Source organism: Streptomyces sp. NPDC007164, assembly GCF_040634135.1.
GTDB lineage: Bacteria > Actinomycetota > Actinomycetes > Streptomycetales > Streptomycetaceae > Streptomyces > Streptomyces sanglieri.
In genome coordinates, this window is the sequence record NZ_JBEYFB010000001.1 from 927,545 (window position 1) to 948,991 (window position 21,447).

At 71.3% G+C, this 21,447-nt stretch carries 19 protein-coding genes; 14 read left to right on the forward strand and 5 right to left on the reverse strand.

Annotated elements, in window-relative coordinates; genetic code table 11:
- Window positions 1-102: 102 nt before the first annotated feature.
- Entirely contained in the window at window positions 103-1,092 is a 990-nt protein-coding gene (locus ABZ622_RS04320) for an esterase family protein (protein WP_360540146.1), read from the forward strand.
- Between the two features lie 82 nt (window positions 1,093-1,174).
- Window positions 1,175-2,407, forward strand: a complete 1,233-nt coding sequence (locus tag ABZ622_RS04325) for a DUF4185 domain-containing protein (protein ID WP_360540148.1) — start codon at window positions 1,175-1,177, stop codon at window positions 2,405-2,407.
- 100 nt (window positions 2,408-2,507) lie between these two features.
- Here ABZ622_RS04325 and ABZ622_RS04330 read toward each other — a convergent pair whose 3' ends face one another.
- Window positions 2,508-3,959: an endonuclease/exonuclease/phosphatase family protein gene (locus tag ABZ622_RS04330; protein ID WP_360540150.1), complete on the reverse strand. Its 1,452-nt coding sequence runs from the start codon at window positions 3,957-3,959 to the stop codon at window positions 2,508-2,510.
- A gap of 94 nt (window positions 3,960-4,053) precedes the next feature.
- Window positions 4,054-4,491 carry an ATP-binding protein gene (locus tag ABZ622_RS04335; RefSeq protein WP_360540152.1) on the reverse strand — a complete coding sequence of 146 codons (438 nt, stop codon included), beginning with the start codon at window positions 4,489-4,491 and terminating at the stop codon, window positions 4,054-4,056.
- A 204-nt stretch (window positions 4,492-4,695) separates the two neighbouring features.
- Here ABZ622_RS04335 and ABZ622_RS04340 point away from each other — a divergent pair, with 204 nt between their 5' ends.
- From ABZ622_RS04340 to ABZ622_RS04350, 3 genes are read left to right on the forward strand one after another with little or no spacing between them, the layout of a single operon-like run.
- Window positions 4,696-5,541 (forward strand): helix-turn-helix transcriptional regulator, encoded by an 846-nt coding sequence (locus ABZ622_RS04340; protein WP_360540154.1) that lies wholly within the window; start codon window positions 4,696-4,698, stop codon window positions 5,539-5,541.
- An 11-nt stretch (window positions 5,542-5,552) separates the two neighbouring features.
- Window positions 5,553-5,744 carry a DUF397 domain-containing protein gene (locus ABZ622_RS04345; RefSeq protein ID WP_360540156.1) on the forward strand — a complete coding sequence of 64 codons (192 nt, stop codon included), beginning with the start codon at window positions 5,553-5,555 and terminating at the stop codon, window positions 5,742-5,744.
- Window positions 5,737-5,970 (forward strand): DUF397 domain-containing protein, encoded by a 234-nt coding sequence (locus tag ABZ622_RS04350; protein ID WP_360540158.1) that lies wholly within the window; start codon window positions 5,737-5,739, stop codon window positions 5,968-5,970. The genes ABZ622_RS04345 and ABZ622_RS04350 overlap by 8 nt, the downstream gene beginning before the upstream one ends.
- An 88-nt stretch (window positions 5,971-6,058) precedes the next feature.
- Here ABZ622_RS04350 and ABZ622_RS04355 read toward each other — a convergent pair whose 3' ends face one another.
- Window positions 6,059-6,982, reverse strand: a complete 924-nt coding sequence (locus tag ABZ622_RS04355; protein WP_360540291.1) for a phosphotriesterase — start codon at window positions 6,980-6,982, stop codon at window positions 6,059-6,061.
- 17 nt (window positions 6,983-6,999) lie between these two features.
- Window positions 7,000-7,455, reverse strand: coding sequence for a carboxymuconolactone decarboxylase family protein (locus ABZ622_RS04360; protein ID WP_360540160.1), 456 nt, complete (start codon window positions 7,453-7,455; stop codon window positions 7,000-7,002).
- Window positions 7,456-7,536: 81 nt separating this feature from the next.
- Between ABZ622_RS04360 and ABZ622_RS04365 the strand changes: the two genes are divergently transcribed.
- The gene (locus ABZ622_RS04365; RefSeq protein WP_360540162.1) at window positions 7,537-8,091 is read left to right on the forward strand and encodes a CGNR zinc finger domain-containing protein; all 555 of its coding nucleotides are present in this window, start codon (window positions 7,537-7,539) and stop codon (window positions 8,089-8,091) included.
- A gap of 26 nt (window positions 8,092-8,117) precedes the next feature.
- On the opposite strand, the gene ABZ622_RS04370 is transcribed toward ABZ622_RS04365, so the two are convergent.
- The gene (locus tag ABZ622_RS04370) at window positions 8,118-12,296 is read right to left on the reverse strand and encodes a hypothetical protein (protein ID WP_360540164.1); all 4,179 of its coding nucleotides are present in this window, start codon (window positions 12,294-12,296) and stop codon (window positions 8,118-8,120) included.
- Window positions 12,297-12,365: 69 nt separating this feature from the next.
- Here ABZ622_RS04370 and ABZ622_RS04375 point away from each other — a divergent pair, with 69 nt between their 5' ends.
- From ABZ622_RS04375 to ABZ622_RS04410, 8 genes are all read left to right on the forward strand, one after another.
- On the forward strand, window positions 12,366-12,800 hold the full coding sequence (locus tag ABZ622_RS04375) for a hypothetical protein (protein WP_360540166.1): 435 nt from the start codon (window positions 12,366-12,368) through the stop codon (window positions 12,798-12,800).
- A 221-nt stretch (window positions 12,801-13,021) separates the two neighbouring features.
- On the forward strand, window positions 13,022-13,660 hold the full coding sequence (locus ABZ622_RS04380) for a DUF402 domain-containing protein (RefSeq protein ID WP_360540168.1): 639 nt from the start codon (window positions 13,022-13,024) through the stop codon (window positions 13,658-13,660).
- Between the two features lie 303 nt (window positions 13,661-13,963).
- On the forward strand, window positions 13,964-14,272 hold the full coding sequence (locus ABZ622_RS04385; protein ID WP_018101695.1) for a hypothetical protein: 309 nt from the start codon (window positions 13,964-13,966) through the stop codon (window positions 14,270-14,272).
- Between the two features lie 178 nt (window positions 14,273-14,450).
- Window positions 14,451-15,323 carry a hypothetical protein gene (locus tag ABZ622_RS04390; protein ID WP_360540170.1) on the forward strand — a complete coding sequence of 291 codons (873 nt, stop codon included), beginning with the start codon at window positions 14,451-14,453 and terminating at the stop codon, window positions 15,321-15,323.
- Window positions 15,313-16,671, forward strand: a complete 1,359-nt coding sequence (locus ABZ622_RS04395; protein ID WP_360540172.1) for a hypothetical protein — start codon at window positions 15,313-15,315, stop codon at window positions 16,669-16,671. The genes ABZ622_RS04390 and ABZ622_RS04395 overlap by 11 nt, the downstream gene beginning before the upstream one ends.
- Entirely contained in the window at window positions 16,668-18,218 is a 1,551-nt protein-coding gene (locus ABZ622_RS04400; protein WP_360540174.1) for an SCO6880 family protein, read from the forward strand. Before ABZ622_RS04395 ends, ABZ622_RS04400 begins: the two co-directional genes overlap by 4 nt.
- A 126-nt stretch (window positions 18,219-18,344) precedes the next feature.
- Window positions 18,345-19,763 (forward strand): ATP-binding protein, encoded by a 1,419-nt coding sequence (locus ABZ622_RS04405; RefSeq protein WP_360540176.1) that lies wholly within the window; start codon window positions 18,345-18,347, stop codon window positions 19,761-19,763.
- A 1-nt stretch (window position 19,764) separates the two neighbouring features.
- The gene (locus ABZ622_RS04410; protein ID WP_360540178.1) at window positions 19,765-21,417 is read left to right on the forward strand and encodes a type VI secretion protein; all 1,653 of its coding nucleotides are present in this window, start codon (window positions 19,765-19,767) and stop codon (window positions 21,415-21,417) included.
- The last annotated feature ends 30 nt before the right edge of the window (window positions 21,418-21,447 follow it).

Genomic DNA, 21,447 nt, shown 5'->3' on the forward strand with positions numbered 1-21,447 from the left:
CCGACGCTCCGCGTCGACTCCCTTCTCCGCCTTGCGATGCACAACACCGGACCCCGCTCCCTGATCCGACCTGATCCAAACGAAAGACCCTAGGAGACCGCATTGAGCCAGCACCACCCCACCCGCCGGAACGTCCTGAGGACCGCGGGCGGTCTCTCCGCCGCGCTGACGCTCGGTGCCGGGGGCGTCCTCGCGACGGCCACGGCGGCGAGCGCGGCCGGTGACGGCTTCGGGCTGCGCATCGTGGACCACGACGAGAGCGACCGCCGCCTGAAGTACTACCGCTTCCGGACCGACGCGATCGGCTGGAACCCCGGCGTCAACGTCCTGCTCCCCGACGACTACGCCACGAGCGGTCGCACCTACCCCGTGCTCTACCTCTTCCACGGCGGCGGTCTCACCTCGGACTTCATCGAGTTCGACCGCGCGGGTGTCCGCGACTGGACCGCCGGGAAGCCGATCATCGTCGTGATGCCCGACGGCGGCCACGCCGGCTGGTACTCCAACCCGGTCGGCTCCAACACGGGCGCCCGGAACTGGGAGACCTTCCACATCGCCCAGCTGCTCCCGTGGATCGACGCGAACTTCCGTACGTACGCCGAGTACGACGGCCGCGCCGTCGCCGGGTTCTCGATGGGCGGCTTCGGCGCGCTGAAGTACGCCGCGAAGTACTACGGCCACTTCGCCTCGGTCAGCGCCCACTCCGGCCCGGCCAGCCTGCGCCGCAACCTCGGCGCGGTCGTGCACTGGGCCAATGTGTCCTCCGCCGCCGCGGATCTGGCGGGCGGCACGGTCTACGGCGCTCCGCTGTGGGACGAGGCCCGGGTCAGCGCCGACAACCCGGTCGAGCGCATCGGGAGCTACCGCAACAAGCGGATCTTCCTGGTCGCCGGAACCGGTGGCCGGCCCGTGCCCTGGTTCAGCCAGATCAGCGAGGACAACGTGCTCCAGGGCCAGCGGGAGTTCCGCGGCCTCCTCGACGGGGCCGGCATCCCGTACGAGGCGCATGAGGAACCCGGCAGCCACGAGTTCCGTGTACCGCTGTTCCTCCGCGACCTCGACGGCATCATCGGGCGCCTCCGCAAGGCCTGACACGGACGGCGGCCGGCCCCCGGCCCCGCGCACCCCGCACCCCTCACCCTCACCCTCACCCCAGACCCACGGAGGACCGAACATGCCCACCCCCTCGCAGCCGGAGCATCGAGCCGCCACCCGCCGGTCGGCGCTCAAGGCAGGCATGGGATTCGCCCTCGGCGCCGGCCTGCTGGGGGCCGCCCCGGGCGTGGCGGCCGCCGACGACCGGTCCGCCCGGACGGCCCCCGGCCGCCCGTCCGCGCGACTGCTCCAGACCGGCACCCCGCTGTGCGAGCAGCCCGGCGACTCGGCGAGCGCGCAGGGGCTCGGCTCCGGGGACCTGGCGATCCCGTACTACCGGGAGCACGACAACACCTGGGGCTATGTGTTCGGCGACGCGTTCGGCGGGATCGCCCAGGCCGACCCCTACCTGGGCTCCCCGGTGATCCTGAACCAGGCGAACTTCGACGCCTCGGGCGCGTCCCCGATCTCGTTCTCCTGGGCGATGCCGACCGGCGGCGCCGCCAACCAGTGCTTCGACTACGCGCACTGGGCGGACAACGGGCACGGCTTCGAGATCTCCCGCATCCCCAACGACTGCATCGAGTTCGGCGGCCGCACCTACATCCAGTACACGTCCGTGGCCCTGTGGGAGAACATCCCGGCCGGTTACGACGGATCGCTGATGTCGGGCGTCGCGTACTCGGACGACTACGGCGTGACCTGGCAGGACTACCCCTACCACTGGGCCGGCGACACCCAGGGCTCGAACCAGTCCATGTACGGGATGTGGTCGTTCGCGGGCATCGACCCCGACGGCTGGCTGTACATCTTCTCCAAGCGCTGGAACGGCACCCATGCGAACACCGCCGACGGCGGAGCGATCCAGCTGTTCCGCATCCGGCCGGAGGAGTTCCGCGCGGGCAACTTCGGCGCCCAGGAGAACTGGGCCTTCCTGGACGGCCGTTGGCAGTGGACCACGGCGGCCGGCCCGTCGGTCGTGCTGTCCGGCAACAAGATCGGGGAGTTCTCCGTGAAGCGGATCGGCAACACGTACTGCATGAGCTACTTCGACGTGGACGACTACTCGATCTGCACCCGCACCGCGCCCCGCCCCGACGCCGTATGGACCGCCCCCAAGCCGCAGATCGTCGGCGACGGCCTCCCGCCCCACCACTGGGGCAAGCCCCAACTCCCGTTCCTGTACGGCGGATACATCCACCCGGGCAGCGCGAGCGCGACGTCCCTGACCCTGATCGCCTCGCAGTGGCAATCCGTGAACCACGGAAAGACGCCCTACCGCGTCCTCCAGTACGACGGCATCCAGCCCTGACGCCCTCCGGCGGCCTCACCCGCTCGCTCGCCCGCCCGCCCGCCCGCTCGCTCGCTCCAGGAGCGGGCGGGCGAGGCCGCGCAGATCCGTCAAGCTCCGGTCACCTGGCGGGCAGCGGCACAGAGCCGTGGATCGAGAAGTGATCGGACAGCCCGACGTACGCCGTCACCGAGCACGCGCTGAACGAGTAGGGGCTGAAGATGTAGTCGATCTTCTCGCCGTCCTTGGTGTCGGGACCGTCGTACACACCGCCCTTCTCCGCGCACTCCTGGTACCGGTCGTACATCGTCGTCAGCACGTCGAGGTTCCGGGCCGGCGGGCTCACGTTCAGGTCACCCCCGAAGACCGGCCGGTAGCCGCGCTGATCGGCCTTCTCCATGAGCGTCGCCGCCTGCTTCTTCTGCCAGGTGCGCTCCGGGTCGTCCCATCCCTTGCCGCCGGTACTGAAGTGCGCGGCGCAGTACATGGCCGCCTGGGAAGGAACGGTGGCGCACACCGCCGTACGCTGCTCCGCCTTGCGGGTCACCCCGTCCTTGTTCACGTACGTGGCCGGGGACGGCAGGTCGTACGCCTGGTACCAGGCGTTCTCGTCGGGCACCGCGATGGCGACGCCGTACGCCCCCCGGTCGTACCCGTCGGCGTCCATGCACTCCTTCTGCGCCTTCAGGCCGGTGGCGCCAACGTCGTAGTTGATCGGCGCGAAGCGCACGTCCCACTGGTACGGGCCCTCCTCCAGCGCCAGCTCGACCGGCTTGGCGTGCTTCTCGCAGATCTCCTGGAGGAAGATCACGTCCGGGTAGGACGCGGCCTTGGCCAGGCGTTCCTTGAGACCCGCGGTGAGGGCGTCCTTGCCGATCGGCCTCCCGCCGTTGCACGGACTCACCGTGTTGATGTTCCCGCAGACGTTCCAGGACATGACCCGCGCCGTGGTCGCGGCGGCCGGCCCGGCGAGCGGCGGCACCGCGCTTCTGGCATCGTCGGTGCCCTCCGGGATCCCGGCCGCACCGGCCTTCACCAGCGAGAACCGCTCCCACGAACCCACCGCACCGGCGCGGGCCCGCAGGAGCCCGTAGTCGTTCCCGGTGGCGTTCTTCTCCGCGGAGACGTAGAGGCCCTCGCTCTGCCCCTTCAGCGCGTACTGCCCGTCCCCCAGCAATTCGAGGGAGAAACGCTCCCAGCCGCCGATGTTCGCGCCACGGGCCCGCAGCATTCCGTCGTGGGTGCCGCCGTCCTCGATCTCGGTGCTGGCGAAGTACCCGCTGGCCTCGAACCTCAGACTGACGGTCTTGCCCTCGTCATCGGTGTGCAGCGTGAACCGCTCCCAGGCACCGATCGTGTCGCTGCGTGCGCGCAGCTTGGCCCACTGGTTGTCGCCGTCCTTGATCTCGGTGGAGACGTATTTGCCGGTGGCCTCCGACTTCAGGACCCACTTCTGGCCGGCGGACTTGGCGATCGCCTCGGTGTCCGCGGCGGATGCGGCGGGCGCGAACACCAGCGCCACACCCAATATCGCCGCGAAAGCGGCGATCCCGCTCATTGCTCTGCGGAACAACTTTCCCCGCCTCCCTGCCATGACAAACGGTCCGGGATCATTTCACGCACCCCTTCCGGTCGCCTTCCCCCTACCCCTTCCGGTCGCCCTCCCCCTACGGCTTCGCCGCGCACTCCACCCAGAGCAGCTTCCCGCCCTGCCCCGGCAGCCCGCCGCGCATGGGGTACGCGCCCCAGCACTCCGCGTAGAGCGTGACGAGGTACAGCCCGCGCCCGCGTTCGGCCAGCTCCTCCACCGCCTGGGGGCTGCCCCACCGAAACGGGGCGGGGATGTGCGGATCACCGTCCCGGACGCTCAGCCGGATGCGGCTGCGCCCGGCGTCGCGCAGGCGCAGGGAGTACGGGCCGGAGGAGTACAGGTAGGCGTTGGTGACCAGCTCACTGGCCAACAGCTCGGCGGTCTCGGTGAGTTCGGGCATGCCGTGCACGCGCAGGACATTGCGCAGGGTGGCACGGGCGACGCCGGGGGCGCGGGGATCCTGCGGGAGTTGGAGGGTGTATGTCCAGGGCGGGGATACCGTGGGACCGACCATGGAAGTCTCCGTTCACGGGAGGAAGTTGGATCGCGGATTTCCGGTTGCCCGGTGACGAGGCCGCTCCGTCGAGCGGGGTACTTCCGGGCGGGTGGCCTGAGACCCAAGGTAGCGATTCACGGTTAACGTGTTAACCGAATCTCGGCGAATCCATAAACTGACACCCTTGTGGGTGACCAGCCGCTCAAGGAGGCGAGGAAGCCTGTGAGAAGCAACCCGACGGGTCGCCAACTCCGTTTTGGCTCCGAACTGCGCAAGCTCCGGGAGCGCGCAGGTCTCACCGCCACCCAGGCCGGTCAACTTCTCGGCGTCAAGCAGAACCAGATCAGCAACATGGAGGCAGGGCGCATCGGCGTGAGCCCCGAGCGCGTGCATGCTCTGGCCTGCCACTACGAATGCGCCGACGCGGACATCGTCGCGGCGCTCGGGTACATGACCTCCGACCGCACGCGCGGTTGGTGGGAGGAGTACCGGGGGATCCTTCCCCAGTCGCTCATCGATCTGGCGGAGATCGAACACCACGCCCGTCGGCTGCGGACGGCCGTGACCGTTCACATCCCGGGTCTCTTCCAGACCGCGGAGTACGCGCGCGAGGTGTTCCGCCAGGACGTGCCGGAACTGTCACCTCCCGATATCGAGCACCGCATCTCGTTCCGCATCAAGCGGCAGGCCGTACTGTTCCGGGACTCTCCGACACCGCACCAGGCCGTCATCCACGAGGCTGCGCTCCGTATGCAGTTCGGCGGCCCGGAGGTGACCCGTAAACAGCTTCAGCACCTCCTCGACATGGGCGAACGTGAGCACATCACTCTCCAGGTGATCCCGTTCTCCGCAGGGACCTTCGCCGGGTCCGGCCAGTCGATCTACTACTTCCAAGGTCCGGTACCACAGCTCGACACCGTCAATCTGGACCAGTCCCACGGGCCTGTCTTCCTCGACACCGAGGCCCAACTGGAGAAGTACCGCGTGCTGCTCGGCCGCATGGAGACCACCGCACTGGACCACGACGGTTCCAGGGACTTCATCCACAACATCGTCCGTGACCTGTGAAGGAACCCGAGATGTCCGCTCCCGCATGGCAGAAGTCGTCCTACTGCGCCCAGGGCAACTCCTGCATACACGTGACCGCCCTCTCCTCCGACACGGTCGGCCTCACCGAATCCGGCGACCCCACCGGCGCGATACTCCGCACCACCCCCGCCGCCTGGGCCGCCCTCGTACGCACGATCAAGGAGGACCGCGCCCATGACTGACGTCCCCGGCGTCCCCACCGACCTCACCTGGGTCCGCGCCGCCCCCGAGGGCGAGGAGGGCCCAGGCCCCTGGATCGAGATCGCCTTCGGTCCGGACGGACTCGTCCACCTCCGCGAGACCGGCGACCCCACCAACATCGTCACGACCACCCGGACGAAATGGGTGGCCTTCACCAAGGGCGTCATGGCCGGCGAGTTCGACCACTTCGCCGAACCCGCCGACTAGAGCCGGGCCTCACCGCCGGGGAGATCCGACACCCGCCGGGCCCGGGGCCCCGTTCGCGCGCCGGCGGCCAGGACCCCGAGGGCAACGTCTACGGCGCCGCTCGCACGGGGGTCCGCCAGCGTGCCGCGTAGGCCCGGGAGGGGTTCTCGATGAAGATCGCGTGGGCCACGTCGCTACCGATTTCCTGGGCGATCCGGGGCTTGACCCCTTCCAGGAGGTGACGCGTCCCTGGCCCGTCCGCCGACGAGCGGGCCGAGGCCACCACGGTGTCGCCGCCGACCAGCACACGGTCGGCGTGCCCGGCGTCGGCGAGTGCCGCCACGCATTCCACCAGTCGGTGGTCACCGGCGTGATGGGCCCGGGACGGCCCGTCGAACGCCAGGTACGCCCCGGCTTCGGCGACGCGCAGGTGGATAACAGGATCGGGGTAACGGAGAAGGTGGCCGAGGATCACCCGGTGGGCCGGTACGCCGTGGTCCGCGCAGAGGAGTTGGAGGGTTTCCAGGGCCGCGGTGCCGCCCTCCAGGTGGACGCCGATCGGTGCGCCGGTGGCGTGGTGGGCGGCCGCCGCCGCGGCCATCGTCCGGCGGGCGTGCTCGTCCAGGCGGTGGAAGGCGCCGGCCACCTTGATCAGGCCCGCTCTCACCGGGCCCTGGGTGAGTTCCCGGGTGAAGAGGTCCGCCAACTCGTCGACGCCGTGCGGGAACCGGTCGCCTTCGTAGTGCTTCGCCTGGTGCAGGCCGGTCGCCGCGATCAGGTGGACACCACTGGCGCGGGAGAGCGCGGGAAGGGCGGACAGCCGCCGCCCCATGCCCCAGGGTGTCCACTGCACCATGGCCTGTCCCCCGGCCTGCGCGAAGGAGTCCAGCTCCCACCGTGCCGCTGCGGCGTCGTCGAGCTCCTCGCCCGGGAGGCGCGGGCTTCGCAGGAAGAGGTGGTCGTGGGCGTCGCAGACGCCCAGGTCGCCGGGGGCGATGTCGCCGAGTACGGTCCTGACCGCCTGCCCCGTCATGTGGTCCGTCCCTTCGCTCACCGGAGGTCGCTCCGGTCCGCTTCGCGCGGGACCGCGTCCTCCAGCGCCGCGGCGGCGACCCGCAGGCCGGCCAGCGCCTTGGGAACGCCGACGTACGGCGCCAGATGGACGAAGACTTCGACCACCTCCTCGGGTGTCAGGCCCACCCGCAGCGAGGTGACGACCTGCCCGGCCAGCTGCGGATCGACGCCGCCGAGCGCGGTGAGCGCCGCCAGGTTCGCCAACTGCCGGTCGCGCGGAGAGAGTCCGGGGCGCTGATAGGTACCGCCGAAGAGGACGGTGATCAGCCAGTCGGGAAAGCCCGGAGCCACCTCCTCCAACCGGGGGAAGAGCGACTGGGTCGCGGGGTCCTGGAGGGTGTCGAGCGTCCGATAGCCCTCCTCCCGGTCGAGAACGGCAGCGGTCAGCCGCTGGGAGAGGGGCTCGGGGCCGGCGGGTCCGGAATCGGCCATGGTCGGCCTCCTCGTCAGTGCGTAACGGGCAGGACGTTACGACGCTAACAGACGTAACGCCTGAGGCGTTACGCTCGGGGCATGGCCGACTCCCCGCACAGCTTCCGCTTCGACTGTGGCGCCACCTGGCTCAACCTGCTCGCCACGCGCGGCCGCACTTTCAGCAGCCACCCGATCGAACGCCTCGACTCGGCGGAGCGGCTGGCGGAATGGCTCGGGGTGAGCGAGCTGGCGCCGCACCGCGGGCCCACGCACGCCGACCTGGAACGCACCTGGCGGCTGCGGGAGTGCCTGCGTGTCCTGGCCCTCGCCACCACCCAGGACCGCACCCCTCCGGACGAAGCAGTCGCGGAGTTGGGCGACTTCCTCGCCGCCGACGACCCGGTGGAACTCACCGGCGGCGACCGCCTGCGCCGCAGCTCGCCGACCACCGTCGGCGAAGCCCTCGTCCGCATCGCACGGCAGGCCGCGGACCACCTGACCGGCACGGACCGGGCCGGGCTCAAGGTGTGCCCCGAGGACGACTGCCGTGGTGTGTTCACCGATCCCGCCGGCCGTCGCCGGTGGTGCCCCTCCCCGTCGTGCGCCAGCCGCGGACGGGTCCGCGCGCACCGTGCCCGGCGAGCGGCACCCTGAGCGTCAGGACCGGCTGATGCCGTACCTCACCGCCGAGGAGGAGCCCCGGCTTCCGCCCAGGCACGGGCGAACCGTTCGTGTGCGGGCGACGGGACGGAGGCGGGCGGGGTCGTCGGGGCGGGGAGGGGTGCGGGGCGCGGGGCCTTCGCGGCGGTGAGCTCCTTGCGGACGGCGCGGTGGTGGTCGAGGGTCCAGGTGTTCCAGCGGCGTACGGTGCGGTCGGCCGGGCGGTCCAGGGCGTGCAGCTGGAGGTGGAGGGCCGCCGCGTCCCGGCCGACGCCGAGGGCCGCCGCCACTTCGTCCACCAGGTCCGGGACGCTGAAGAGCGGGTTGGCCTCGTACTGGCCCGGCGGGACCGGGGTGGCCGCCGAGCGGTCCGCCAATGCTCGCAGGGCGGCGAGCCGGCCGGTGAGCCGGCTGTTCCCGGTGTCCATGAGCCGGCCGGTGAACTGGTCGGTGACCTCACCGGCCCCGGTGCCCATGAGCCGGTCGAGCAGCGCGCGGGCACCCTCCGTGGCCGGGTCGCCTACCGGTCGCTCGGTGAAGGCCCAGCTGAGGGCGGTGACGGCGGCCCGTATCCCGTCGGCGTCCTGCGGGGGTTCCGCCAGGCGGCCGGTGAGCAGGGCGGTGGCCCAGGCCGCGGGCAGGCCGTGGTCCTTGGCCAGCGCGGCGGCATGGCTGCCGTCGTCGGCGTACGAGGTGACCGGGAGCCGGGCGCACCATTCGGTGGCCATCCGGTCCGCCGCGGCGGTCATCCCGCCGGGGGCCCAGAGCTCCGCCGGATCGGCGGGGACGGCGGCGGCGAGCACGGCGCGCCGGCCCTCGGGGCGGAGGTCCATGCGAGCGACGTCGTACTGGTGGATCAGGACCCGGTCGGCCTTGTACGGCTTGGCGCGGCACACCTTGAGGTGGACCGCGTAGTCGTCGCTGCCGGCGAATCCGTCGAGGACCAGGGCGGCGATCGCGCGCGGCACCCCCGTACGCCACCGGAACAGGTCCACGGCTTCCTCGGGCACCGGCAGCGGGCCGAGTTCGGCGAGCAGGGCCGACAGCCTGGGCAGTCTCGTGGCGTCGTCGCCCTCGATGGTGCGGGTCTCGCACTCCTCGGCATCGGCGGGCGCCGGGTCGGCGGCCCGCTGGAGGAAGGGCACGAGGTCGCTGCGGACCGGGCCGGAGGCCACCGGGACGCCGGACGAGCGGAGCTCGGCGACCCGGGGCTCCGGGGCGCGGCCGGTGCGCCAGGTGGTGCCGGGCTCCGCGAACGGCTGGCGGCTCCACACGCCGAGCAGCGCGGTGAGCGCCCGCCGGTGCTCCTCCGGGGTGCCGGCGACGGCGGCGCGCCAGGCCACGGCGTCGATCCGGCCGGTCAGCACCGCCCATTCGGACGGTGGGGCGGGCAGCGCCAGCACCCGTACCTCGTCGTCGATCTCACCGCGCAGATACCGGCCGTCGGCGGCGACTGCGGTGAGGACGGCGGGCTGCGGCTGCGGCGGACGCTCCTCGTACCCCCGCAGCTGGGGCAGCAGGCCGTGCAGGGCCGGGACGAGCCGGGTGTCGGGCTCCGGGTCGGGCAGCTCGACGACCGGTCCGGCGCGCATGACGGCCACCCGGTGCGAGAGCTCGCGGCGGCGGCGCAGCACATCGGCGGCGAGCCGGGCCGCGCGGGCGAGGCCCTGCCGGATCCGGGGATCGGTCACCCCGGGCAGCGCGTCCTCGGCGCCGGACGACAGCAGCTCGCGCACGGCCTCGTCGGTGACCGCGCGGAGCACGCCGGAGGAGGGCTCGTCGCGCGGGGTGAGAAAGTGCCAGAACGCGGGCGGCGGCACGGGCCCGGCCTGCTCACCGAGGGTGGTCCGGACCGGCCCGGTGCGGTGACTGCCGGGGAAGCCCCGGACCTGCCAGAGCAGCGAGTTGTCCGCGGCGGCGTGGCAGCGGACCGTGGTGCTGCCGACGACGACGGTGTCCTCACCGCCGGACGGGAGGCCGAGGATGCCCCATGGGCGGCGGCCCCAGGTGGTGGTGCGGTAGGACGCGGTGCGCCCGTCGACGGACTCCAGCTCGAACTCGCGGGGCGAGGGGCCGGCGTACGGGGTGCGGTAGTCGACCCGGCAGCCGGTGAGCCGGCCGTCCTGGCCGAGCGGGGACGGCGGGGCGCCGGGCGGAAGTTCGGCGAGGATCCGGTGGTCGGGGAAGGGCTTGGTGCCGTCCGGACGCGAGTCGGGGGTGTGGAAGCCGGGCAGGGGGCGGTCGGCGGTGGGTGCGCCGGTGGCGGGGTCCACCCGGGACCACCCGCCGCCGCGGTCCTCGCTGAACACCGTGGTGCTCCAGAGGTACTGCCCGTCGTACATCTGGTAGTCGCGGTGGCCGATCCCTCCGGTGCCCCCGGGCCGCAGGATCTTCTCGCCGTCGAACCGGCCGCCGCCGTCCGGGGTCTGGAACTGATAGCCGAGGCCGCCCCGGATGCTGCCGCCGTAGGGGCGCAGCCCGTAGGACTCCTCCGGCATGAAGACGTCGGCGGGGCTGCCCGACCAGTACGCCGCCGTGCCGGGCATGTTGCTCTCGCCCGTGCCCGCGCCGGACCAGGCGACGAGGAACTGGCCGCCGACCCAGTGCACCGTGGGGTGCAGGGCGCCTTCCGGCAGCTCCAGGGTGTGCTCGCCGCGCCGCCCCGCGTGGTCGACGGCGAACGCGCGGCTCTCCCCGTACAGGGTGAGCACCGGCCAGGTGCTGGTGACGTACACCGTCTCGTCCGGCCGGAATTCGGCAAGGGCCTCCTCCATGGCGGGCCAGCCCAGCTCCTCGGGCAGCCCGGCTCGCAGGGCGCGGGCCAGCGGGCCGGTGAGGTCCAGTGCGCCGAGCGCCTCCTCGATGCCGTCCAGGGCGATGGCGGTGGGCCGGTCGAGGAGGTCGTGGAGCTCGTCCACCGCCTCGTCGGCCGCCGCGAGCCCGCCGCCGCGCAGGCTGTCGAGCAGCTTCTCGATCCGGCCGTGCACCTCGGCGGCGATTCCCGGATTGTGCGGAAGGCGGCTGATGGCCGTGCCGCCCCGGGAGCGGAGCCCGGCGTGCACCGTGCCTTCCAGCCGGGATCCGAACACGGGGTCGGCGGCCAGGGCCGTGAGGTCGCGCCGCACCTCCTTCTCCCAGAACTCCAGGGACACGGTGGCTCCGGGGTCGTGGACGGGGATGCCCTCGGCGAGGCAGACGTCGAGCAGATCAGCGTCCAGATGCGGCCACTGGTAGCGGTCCTCGTGGAGCCGGACCGGGGTGCCGTCCTCCTTCAGCAGCGGCGCGAACCGGGCCACCAGCTCGAAGAGCTCGACCGGCATGGCCTGACGGGTCACCCCGCCACCGGCGACGGTGCGATGGGAGTAACGGGTGGCGTACCGGCGCAGCCACTCACCGAGGCCGCCCTCGGGGGCGATCCGGCCGGTCGCGGCGGCGTCGGCGGCCCCGCAGCCGATGAGCAGCCGCAGCCAGGCGGCCGCGTCGTTCTTCGACTCGGGGAACAGGTCGAGCAGGGCGGCGGCCCGGTCGTCGGCCGGCGGGTGGGCGGTGAGCGGGGCGAGCGCCGCGTCGAACAGCCGGTCCGGCACGGCCTTCCCGGGAGCGGACGCGAGCACCTCGCCCAGCACCCGCGCCTCCTCGTCGGTGCCGAGCCCGGCCGCGCGCGCGGAGTCCCTGACCCGGCGGGCCAGATCGGCGGGCAGCTCGCCGGGGGACGCCGCCCAGGTGGTCAGCAGCCGCGTGAACTCGCGGTGCGCGTCGGCCGGCCCGTGAACCTCGGTCAGCCAGGCGGGGGCGCCACTGAGTTCGGTGGCGGGCAGGGCGCCGAACCGGGCGAACAGCCGGAGGTTCGCCGACCGCCAGTCGGGGTCGACGGGCAGCCCGTGGGCGCGTTCCGCGGTACGCGCGTTCCCGTACGCGCGGGCGGCGGAGCGGCGGTGCGTCTCCAGCATCCAGTGCCCGACGGTGTCCCAGAACCACGGCAGATGGGCGACCGGCAGGCCCCGGGCCAGGCGCTCCGTCTCGTCCATGAACCGTCCGGGCTTCTCCCAGGCCCGGTGCCGGCCGCGGCCCGCCCGCTCCAGCGCGTCACGCGCGTCGGCCTCGGCGCCCGGAACGCGGGCGCGTGCCCAGTCGACGTACGTCTCGGAGATGCGGTGATTGGCCGGGAGCGGAACGGGAGTTCCGGTGCTGCTGGTCATGTGTACGAGTCTGGCAGGCGGCACTGACAGCGGGCCGCCGCGCTCCGGAGGCCTGTGTAAGGTCTCGCCATGCCTGCCTTCCGCGACTTCAACTTCAAGCTCCTGGTCATCGAGCAACTCATGTACGGGGACGAGACGCTCACCCCGGCCTTCAGCATCGACGAGTGCCTGCGGGCCAAGGGAATCACCGACCCGCAGCGCTACGCGTTCGACAACGATCTCGCGTACACGGTGCTCGACGAGGCCCGCGCCCACTTCGAGGCGCTGGAGATAAGCGAGGAACTGCTCGCGACGGTGGACACCCTCGTCCTCGACGGCGGGCTCCAGGTGTACTGCGAGTGCTCCCCGGTCTGGGACGGCGAGGACGGCCTGTTCGACGTGGGATCGCTCGACGACCTCGACCTGCTGCCGAACCTGCGCCTGATATCCGGCGCCCAGGACTGCGGGATGGGCACCCTGTTCAAGGAAGAAGTCCTCGCTGCCCGGGGCATCGTGTCCGACTGAGGCACCGCGTCCGGCTGAGACACTGAGGCTCCGTGTCCGACTGAGGCGCCGTCATTGACGGGGTGCCCGGAGATATCGGCGGTGCGCGGGACCTATTGGCTGGGCGCCCGAGCTACTGGCGGGGCGCCTGGACATGGCCGTGGCAGCTGTGACACCGCCGGCTCCGCGTCAGGTAATCGGACGAAGTGTCCGGCCTCCGTGGCGCGGGCATGATCAACGACATGAACGACGGCATGAACGACGAGCCGGGCCGGATCCTCCGCTGGAACTTCTTCATCGGGGGCCACCTGAGTGTGTCGGTCCCCGTACGCCTCGTCGAACGCACCGACCGGGGCCAGCTGGTGTGGATGGAGACCGGCACCCCTATGTGGCGTACGGAACTCCCGACCGGGACGCACCTCCGGGACATCGCGCCCGACGACCGCCCGCCCGGCGGCTACCCGGTGGTCGCCGACCGCTGGCCGATGGGCAACGCACTCTTCTACCAGCCGACCGACGCAGCGCACTCGGTGCTCTGGCTCTTCGGCCGCAGACGGAAGTTCCGTGGCTGGTACGTAAACCTGGAGCGCCGGATCCATCGCGGTGACGACATCGACATCACCGACCACGAACTCGACATCAACGTCGCACCGGACCGGAGCTGGCGGTGGAAGGACGAAGAGTCCTTCGCCGACAAGACCGGTCACCCCGTCTACTGGTCGGCGGACGAGGCTTCGGCGATCCGGGACGAGGGCGCATCGGTGGCCCGGCTCGCCGAGGCCGGAACGTTTCCCTTCGACGGCACCTGGTGCGATTTCCGGCCACCGTCCTCCTGGACCACGCCGCCCCGGCCGCCCGTCCCACGTCATCCGCTGCTCTGACCGGCCCCTGCTCCGACCTGGTACGGCGCGCTGACCAGGGCATGTGCAAAATTCTCGGCCAGGGTGGCGGGATGGCAATCATTGCCCGGGGTCACACCCCGTGATACACAGAGTAACCGTACGTATTCGGTCATACATCGATCCGATCCGCCGGTCAGGGCGGTCGGGCCGGTCAAATGTGCGGGATCCGGGTAAAGAGAGCCGTCAAGCCGTCGTGCGAGAGCAGTTTCATCAGCGAAGATAGGGAGCGACCCATGCCGTCCGGCAAGGGCAATGAACTACCCAACAGGGGCGGTGACTTACATGATCCTGGCAGCTGAAAAGGGCGACATCACCACCATCATCGGCGGAATCGCCCCGAACTGGGGGCCGTTCGGGACCTTGGGCAACGAGGCCCGCGTAATGATCGAGGTCGTGATGGCCATCGCCATCCTGCTCTGCCTCGGCATCGCGGTATGGGGTGCGGCGAAGCAGCGAATCGGTGCGACGGCCCTGCGCGACACCTTCAGCGCCGAGCAGGGCAAGGGGCTGATCGTTGCCGGTCTGACCGGTGTGTTCATCATCGGATCGCTCGGAACCCTGTTCACCATCGTCTACGGAATGGCCGTCTGACCGGCTGTCATCCCACGCCAGGGGCAGTCCCGCCCACCCCCACACCATCCATCCGTCGTGCCCACCGGCAGAGGTTGCGTCCCCTGATGTCGAGTCACCACACCGCGTCCGCGCGGCATCCCGCACGGCTACCGTCGTACTACCCGGTTCAGGCAACGGTTGAGGGGGCGTGCGCGGCATGAGCCACGGCGACGACAGCGGCTACGGCAACGACTCAGGCCGTACGGACGATGCATACAGCACCATCGGCGGAACACGCCAGACCCGTACCCGCCTGCCCGACGGCGAGGGCGGCGACGGCTACAACGCCCCTCGCCGCCCGGCCCGCGCTTCCCGCTCGCTCGTCACGATGGCCGGCGTGGTCGTCCTCCTGATCGCGGCCATCGCGTTCGCCAACATGGGCGGGGGGCGCGGGGACGACAAGGACAACGGCTCGGGAAACGCGGGGAGCAAGCCGGAGGCGGCGTCCACTGCCGCCACGGGGACGAAACCAGTGACGGGGAAGAACGGCACGATTCCGTCGGGGTTCGCGCATGACGAGCAGGGGGCGCAGAGCGCGGCGTCCAACTATGCGGTGGCGCTGGGTTCTGTCGGGATGTTCAAGAAGGACAGCCGCCACGCGATCGTGAACACCATCTACACGGCTGAGGCAGCGGCGAAGCTCAGAGGGCCCCAGGACGCCGCTTACTCCACGGAGTTCCTCGCAAAGCTGGGGCTGGATCCTTCTGGGAACACCCCACAGGGAAGCACGTTCGTCTCGCGAACAATCCCTGTCGGAACAAAGGTCGAGGCCTTCGAGGGCAATACAGCCAAGGTGTCAGTCTGGTACACGGGGCTGATCGGCATGTCCGGAGCAGGATCCACTGACCCGGTCAGGACCTCGTGGAAGACCTGGACCGTGCAACTCAGCTGGACAGGCGACGGATGGAAAGCGCTCAGCGACACTCAGAAAGATGGTCCGGCTCCGGTCCCCGGAGATGTCGCGGCCTCCACCTCGGACGAAATCAGTAAGGCTGTTGAGGAGTACGGAGGCTTCACCTATGCCCGGTAGCCCGCGCCTTCGAGCCCGCTCAGTCGTCACCGCACTGGCAGCGATTCAAACCGCCCTTGTCCTCTTCTCGGCGCGTGCCTTCGCTGAGCCCTCGCCCACCCCGAGCCCGGGCAACAAGGCCTGCGACCTGCTGATCGGGCCTGCGAAACAGTACTGCGAGGACGGCGACGCAGCCCCCAAAACCAACGCCCCCTCCACCCTCGACAACTCCCTGGACCCCCTCTCCTCCCTCGCCCGCGGCTGCGCCGACGCCGCCGCGTGGATCGTCGGGAAGCTCAGCGAGGCCGTGAAGGGCACCGCCAACGTCGACTTCACGAACGCCAAGTTCCTCCAGCAGTACGCGATCGTCTTCGCCGCCTCCACCGTCCTGACGCTCGTCCTGTGGCTGCTCGCCGTCGCCAAGCGGGCGATCCGCGGCGTGCCGCTGACCACCGCGATCTCCGAGGCCATCGGGTTCCTGTGGCTGACGGTCCTCGCCTCCGCGTTCACCCCGCTGATCCTCTACACGATCGTCTCCGCGACCGACGGCGTCACCGAGATCATCGCCTCGTCCTCCGGCGGGCAGACCGATGTCTTCTTCGGGTCGTTCGCCGAGGCGCTCAAGAAGGGCACCGACATCGGCGGCGGGCCGATCATGCTGATCGTGGTCTCGCTCGTCTCGATCCTCGCCGCGGGCGTCCTCTGGCTGGAGCTCGTCATCCGGGCCGCCCTGCTCTACGTGGGAGCCCTGCTCGGCACCGTCGTCTACGCCGGGCTCGTCGACAAGAACATGTGGGGCCACGTCCGGCGCTGGGCGGGCATCATGGTCGCGGTGATCATGGTGAAGCCGGTCATCGTCGTCGTCCTCGGGCTGGCCGGCGCGCTCTCCCAGAACGACGGGCCGAACGCGTTCTCCGCCGTCGTCTCCGGCCTCGCCATCATCCTGCTGGCGATCTTCGCCTCCGCGATGATCTACCGCTTCGTCCCCGGCTTCGGCGACGAGATCCAGGGCGCCCGCACCAACCGCAAGGCGGCCACCGACGGCTCCCAGGCCGCCGCGCTGATCAGCTCGCCCGCCGCCCTCGTCTCCCAGGGCATCAAGACCCACAGCAGCCGCAGCGGCCAGAACAGCGGCGACGGAGGCAACAGCGGCGGCCGGCCCGCCAACGCGATCAGCGGCGGAGTCGCCGCGCACAGCTCCCGCAACTCCGGCGGAAGCGGAGCCGGCGGCGGATCCGTCCCCTCCGCCGCGCCTCCGCCGCGCAGCGGATCCGGGCCGACGTCCGGCACCCCGCACGGCAGCCGCTCCCACCGAGGTGGCGGATCAGGCAGTTCAGGTAACAACAGCACGGGAGGTGGAGGGCGTTGACGACTCCGTCCCATACGATCGCGCCCCGCCGTACGTATCTCATCGGCCGGGCCCGGCCGAACGCGATCGTCGGCAAGAACCGCGAGACCGGCGAGATCGCCCTGATCATCGTCGGCGCGTTCCTCGGCATGATGAGCGGGCTGATCGTCCCGATCCTGCCCCTGCGGATCGCGCTGCTCACGGGCTTCCCGCTCCTCGCCCTGGCGATCGTGTACCTCCCGTACAAGCACCGCACCTTCTACAAGTGGTTTGAGATCAACCGCAGCTACAAGCGTTCCCTGCGCCGCGGTACGGCCTACCGCTCCGCCGCCATGGAGGCGGGCGTCGGCGCCGACGGGCGTGAGGTCGAGATCGGCCCGCCCCCCGGCATCGGCCGGATCAACTGGCTCGCCGCCCCCTTCGGCCCGGACGAGATCGCCGTACTCCTGCACGCCGACCGCCGCACCGTCACCGCCGCGATCGAGATCGAGGGCCCCGGCGTCGGGCTCCGCGACAGCGAGGACCAGGAAGCGCTGGTCGACCGGTTCGGCACGCTGCTGAAGCACGTCGCCAACGGCGACGGCTTCGTGACCCGCATCCAGATGCTGGCCCGCACCCTGCCCGCCGACCCCGACGCGCACGCCAAGGACGTCGCCCAGCGCGGCGACAAGGCGTCCCCGGGCTGGCTCCAGGAGTCCTACGACCAGCTCCAGTCCATGGTCTCCACCTCCAGCGAGCAGCACCGCGCCTACCTCGTGGCCTGCATGCACTACACCCGTGAGCTGGCCGCCGAGGCCAACGCCATGGCCCGCGCCGCCCGCCCCGAAGCCGGCCGCAGGCTCGACCGGGACGCCGGCCTCGCCGTCGTCATGGCGCGCGAACTCACCGACATCTGCGCCCGCCTCGCCGAGGCCGACATCCGGGTCCGCCAGCCGCTCGGCCAGAGCCGGCTCGCCTCCCTCGTGCACTCGATGTACGACCCCGACCACCCCATCGACCACATCCAGGCCATGACCAAGCGCAACGCCTGGCCGGCCGAGCTGGACGCGGTCGAGCCGACGTTCCTCCAGGCCAAGACCCGCGAGTCGGTCACCCGCGCCCCCTGGTGCCACTCCACGGCCTGGGTGAAGGAGTGGCCGATGACCCCCGTCGGCGTCAATTTCCTGGCCCCGCTCCTCGTCCACACCCCCGACGTGATCCGTACGGTCGCGGTCTGCATGGACCTGGAACCCACCGAGGTCGCCATCGAGCGGATGCTCACCGAGAAGACGAACGACGAGGCGGAAGCCAGCCGCCAGGCCAAGATGAACCGCACCGTCGACCCCCGCGACATCGCCGCCCACGGCCGCCTCGACCAGCGGGGTGAAGATCTCGCGAGCGGCGCGGCCGGGGTGAACCTGGTGGGGTACATCACCGTGTCGTCGCGCTCGCCGGAGGCCCTGGCCCGCGACAAGCGGACCATCCGGGCCTCGGCCGGCAAGTCGTATCTCAAGCTGGAGTGGTGCGACCGCGAGCACCACCGCGCCTTCGTGAACACCCTGCCGTTCGCCACCGGCATCCGCCGCTAGCCGTACGGCAACCCGTACGGCAACCCGTACGAAAAGCCGCACACCAACCCGTACGACAACCTGCACGACCATCCGCACAACAACCCCACAGCAACCGAGAGAACCGAAAGGGAGGTCGGTCACGCCATGCGAGATCCGCTGTCCGCGCTGTCGGACGCCTTCACCGCCTTCCTCTTCGGGAAGGTGGAGACGACCAGGCTGCCCGTCCGTACGTCGACCGGACAGGCCCAGGCCGTCTATCTGCCCACCGCGGCCCCCGGCCTCGGCGACTCCGGCGTGATCATCGGCCGCGAGGTCTACTCCGGCAAGGGCTACATCTACGACCCCTTCCAGCTGTACGGACAGCAGCTGCCGGCCCCGCACTGGCTGGTGCTCGGCGAGTCCGGCAACGGCAAGTCCGCGCTGGAGAAGACGTACGTGCTCCGCCAGCTCCGTTTCCGCGACCGTCAGGTCGTCGTGCTGGACGCCCAGGGCGAGGACGGCGTCGGCGAGTGGAACCTCATCGCCCAGGAGCTCGGCCTCACCCCGATCCGCCTCGACCCGACCGCCGCCCTCAACGGCGGCATCCGGCTCAACCCGCTCGACCCCGCGATCACCACCACCGGCCAGCTCGCCCTGCTCCGCACGATCATCGAGGTCGCGATGGGGCACGGCCTGGACGAGCGGTCCGGCTTCGCGCTCAAGGTCGCCCACGCCTACGTCAACGAGACGATCACCGACCGGCAGCCGGTCCTCACCGACATCGTCGACCAGCTCCGCCACCCGGAGCCCGAGTCCGCCGAGGCGATGAACGTCGACATAGACGACGTACGGGCCTGGGGTCTGGACGTCGCCCTCGTCCTGGACCGGCTGGTCGACGGTGACCTGCGCGGCATGTTCGACGGACCGACCAGCTTCGGCATCGACCTCGACGCCCCGCTGATCGTCTTCGACCTCTCGCACATCGACCGGAACTCGATCGCGATGCCGATCCTGATGGCGATCGTCGGCGTCTGGCTGGAGCACACCTGGATCAGGCCCGACCGGAAGAAGCGCATCTTCCTGGTGGAAGAGGCCTGGCACATCATCAACTCGCCCTTCGTGGCCCAGCTCTTCCAGCGCCTGCTGAAGTTCGGGCGCCGCCTCGGTCTGTCGTTCGTGGCCGTCGTCCACCACCTCAGCGACGTCGTCGACGGAGCGGCGGCGCGGGAGGCCGCGGCAATCCTCAAGATGGCGTCGACCCGCACGATCTACGCCCAGAAGGCCGACGAGGCCAGAGCGACGGGGCTGGTGCTCGGCCTGCCCCGGTGGGCGGTCGAGATCATCCCGACGCTCACCCCCGGCATCGCGGTCTGGGACGTCAACGGCAACGTCCAGGTGGTCAAACACCTGATCACCGAGGCGGAACGCCCACTGGTCTTCACCGACCGCGCGATGACCGAGTCCTCCGCCACCGACCTCCTCCCCGAGGACGTACGCGCCGCGGACCTGGAGGCGGAGGAGCGCGCGGCCCGGATCGAGCACCAGCAACGGCTGAACGAGTCGTCCGAGTCAACGGTGGCATGACATGGCGGGGCGCGCTGACCAACGTACCGGCGGCAACGGCAGTGGAAGCAACGGCGGTGGCATCCCCGACGGCATGCTCATCGGCCTGCTGGCCTTCCTGGCCGGGCTGACGCTGCTGGCGTGGACGGCCACCGGCCTGGCCGGGCTGTTCGCGCACGGCGCCTGGCCGGAGGGGGTCACGCTCGCCGAGACGCCCCTGTCGTTGCGCCGGCTCGTCACAGCACCGCAAGACCTCCCGGCCGCCTGGCCGAACACCCCGGCGGGCGAGCTCTCCGGGTACGGGCTCTTCTGGGGCCTGTTCATCGGCGAACTGATGGTGCTGCTGGTGCTGACGGTGTTCGTGCTGGGCGTGGTGGCCCGCTGGCGAGCGGTACGGGCCCGGCAGCGGGCCGAGCGGTACGGGGGCGGGGAGGCGGACGAGTACGCGTACGAGGACGAGCCCGTACGGGCCCGCCGACGGCAGGAACCCCGCCGCCGGGCCCGCCGGGACGCCACCGTCGTCCCCCTGGAGCACACCCCGGCCGAGACCGCCCCGCTCCCCAGGACCGCACCCGCCCCCGCAGTCGCATCCACCCCCGGGCCGAGCGCCGAACCCACCACCGCATCCGGAGCCGAAGCGGCCACCACCACCGGAGCCGAGGCACCCACCACCGCCACCGGCCCCCACGCCGCACCCAACCCCGACCCCCGCCCCGCACCCGCCCCCGGCGCCCCCGTCCACCCCCCGCTCCCCTCCCCCCGCGTCCCCGTCGTCTACGGACCGGCCGCCACACGTCGGCCCACCACCGTCCAGGCCATCCGCGAAGCCGACGGCCCCGCGCTCGTCGTCACCTCCGACCCCACCGTCTGGGCCGAGACCAAGGACGCCCGCGCCAAGCTCGGCCCGGTCCTCGTCTACGACCCGGGCCACCTCTGCGACACCCCGGCCCGCCTGCACTGGTCCCCCACCGCGGGCTGCGAAGAGCCCGACACGGCCGCCGCCCGCTCCGCCGCTCTGCTGGCCCCGGTCCGTCCGCAGGCCCGGATCGACGCGGCGACCGCCGACACGGCGGAAACGCTCCTGCGGTGCTGGCTGCACGCCGCCGCCATAGACGGCCGGCCCTTCCGCCAGGTCCACCGCTGGGCCCTCGGCGGCAGCGCCCACGAACCGGTGCGCCTGCTCCGTACCCACCCCAAAGCGGCCTCCGGACTCGCCGGCCTACTGGAATCGGCACTGACCGCACACCCCGAACGCCGCGAAATGGCACAGGAGTTGACCGTACGGGCCTTCGGCGCACTCTCATCGGTGCACATCCGTGAGGCCTGCACACCGAACCGGGCCGATTCGCTCGCGCTGGAATCATTCGCGGGCGAGGGGGGAACCCTCTATGTGGTGGGTGAGCCGATCGAGGACCCTCGCTCGGGTCCGGGAGCAATGCCCCTGCTCACGGCACTCGCCGCACACGTGGTCGAGCACGGCCGCCGCCTGGCCGCACGGTCGGCCGACGGTCGGCTCGACCCACCAATGACGCTGGTGCTCGACGACATCGCCGCGGTGGCCCCTCTCCCCCGCCTCCCGGAACTGCTGGCGAACGGCCGGGCCGCCGGCCTGCCGACCCTGGCCCTCCTCCGCTCCCGGGAACAGGCCCGCGCCCGCTGGCCCCAGGGCGTATGACCCGCCGCGCCGGGGCGGATCTGCTTACCG